The 2182-nt window shown below is 72.5% G+C and carries 1 protein-coding gene; it reads right to left on the bottom strand.

The window, feature by feature from the left end; genetic code table 11:
- Positions 1-92: 92 nt before the first annotated feature.
- The gene (locus AC08ON_RS09995; RefSeq protein ID WP_476616831.1) at positions 93-2087 is read right to left on the bottom strand and encodes a terpene cyclase/mutase family protein; all 1995 of its coding nucleotides are present in this window, start codon (positions 2085-2087) and stop codon (positions 93-95) included.
- Positions 2088-2182 lie beyond the last annotated feature (95 nt).

Raw genomic sequence — 2182 nt, 5'->3', positions numbered from 1 at the left:
GACGTCCCCTGCGCCCCCGACGGACGCGCCGTCCCCGACGTCCCCTGCGCCCCCGGCGTTCCCGTCGCAGCCGGCCGCGGATGCGAAGATGTTCATGGCGTGGCCACCCCGGTGAGGGTCACGTACCGACCAAGCGCGGTCAGCGGGAAGACCAGCCGGTACAGGTGGTAGTTGAGGTAGAAGTCACCGGGGAAACCGGTTCCGGTGAACTGGGGCTCGTCCCAGGTCCCATCCGGCCGCTGGGTCTCGCACAGCCAGCGCACTCCCCGTTTGACGGCCTTGCTGTGCGGGTCGACAGCCAGCAGCGCGAGCAGGGCCCAGGCGGTCTGCGAGGCGGTGAGCTCACCCCGACCGATCCAGGCCGGATCGTCGTAGGAGCGTGGGTCCTCACCCCATCCACCGTCGGGCGACTGGTGCTCCAGCAGCCAGCGCACCGCGGCTGTGATCGCCGGGTGGTCGGCGGGAACGCCGGCGGCGATCAGCGCCGGAACCACGGCGCCGGTGCCGTAGACGTGGTTGATCCCCCACCGGCCGAACCAGGAGCCGCCCGGTTCCTGGTTGTCCAGCAGCCACTGCACCGCCCGCCGGGTGATCGGGTGGTCGGAACGGCCGAGGTCGGCCAGCATCTCCACAATGTGGGCGGTGACGTCCGCCGACGGCGGGTCGACCACCTCGCCGAAGTCGCAGAACGGGATCTTCGCTGTCAGCGTCCGCACGTTGTCGGCGTCGAAGGCACCCCAGGCCCCGTCCGACGACCGCATGCCGACGCTCCAGTCGACCCCACGGGCCGCGGCCGCGCGCATCGCCCCGGCCAGCTGCGGGTCGACCGCCGCGAGGCCGCGGGAGGCGCGGTCACGCGCGGCCGGCGAGAGCTCGGCGCTGCCGCCCGGGGTGACGCTGCCGCCCGGGGTGACGCTGCCGCCCGGGGTGACATGGCTGCCACCGAGCAGGCGACGCAGCGCCAACACGACCTCGGCGGTGTCGTCGGTATCCGGGTAGAAGTCGTTGTCGAACTCGAACGCCCAGCCGCCAGGGGCGAGCGCCGGACGGCGGACCGCCCAGTCCCCGGCCACCCTGACCTCTTCGTCGACCAGCCAGCGGCCGGCCCGCACCATCGCGGGATGGTCGGCGGGGACGCCGGCGTCCGAGAGCGCGACCACCGCGAGCGCGGTGTCCCAGACCGGCGACTGGCATGCCTCGATCTGGGCGGTCGGCCCCTCCGGGGTCTCGCGCCGGATGATGTAGCGTTCCATTCCCCGGAACGCTGTGGCGATCACCGGGTGGTTGAGGGGGTATCCCATGAGATGCAGCGCCATGACGGAGTAGATCCACGGCGGCTGGATGCCCCCCCAGCACCCGTCGGCCTCCTGGCGGGCGACGACCCACTCGGTGGCCCGGCGCAGCGCCAGGGTGCGCAGCACCTTGATCGGCCGGCGCTCATAGCGGTGCAGGATCGCGTCCAACCGCTCGAAGGCGCCTTCCCAGCTGTGCAGCGGGGCCGGCTTCGGCGGCGTCACGGGTGCCGCGACCTTGATCTCGTCGATGCTGAAGCCGAGGTCGCGCACGGGCCGGAGCGACCCGACGATCGTCAACGCGACGATCGTCTGGCGGGCCCAACAGCCGAAGTCGTAGACGTTCAGCGGGAACCAGGACGGCAGGAAGATCAGTTCCGGCGGCAGGACGGGCACGTCGTCCCAGGACCACTCGCCGAAGGTCGCCAGCCAGATGCGGGTGAACACCCGGGCGGCCGCCACCCCGCCCTGGGAGCGGATGAGCGCGGCCGCCGCCGCCATGTGCGGGGCGTCGGGCTCGTCACCGGCCAGACGCAGGGCGATGTACGCCTCGACCGTGGTGGACAGCTCGGCGGGTCCGCCGTAGTACGTGGCCCAGCCGCCGTCCGCGAGTTGCTGGGACCGCACCCACCGGGCGATCGGCTCGGTCTCCTCCTCGGTGCGGATGCCGAGGAACTGCTTCATGAACAGGTGTTCGGCGTCGATCGTGACGTTCGTCTCGAGGTCGCCCTTCCACCAGCCCTCCTCGGACTGCAGCCCGAGGAGGTGGTCCCGAGCCTGGTTGGCCGCGGTCATCGCCGCGGCCAGGTCCGGATCGACCAGGGTCTGCGTCGTGGGCGGGGTGCCGTCGGCGGTCGCCGCGCCACCGCCGGGCACACCACCGCCGGACA

It is taken from the genome of Frankia sp. CoWAU3 (assembly GCF_977971855.1).
This window is presented reverse-complemented; position numbering and strand designations above follow the sequence as displayed.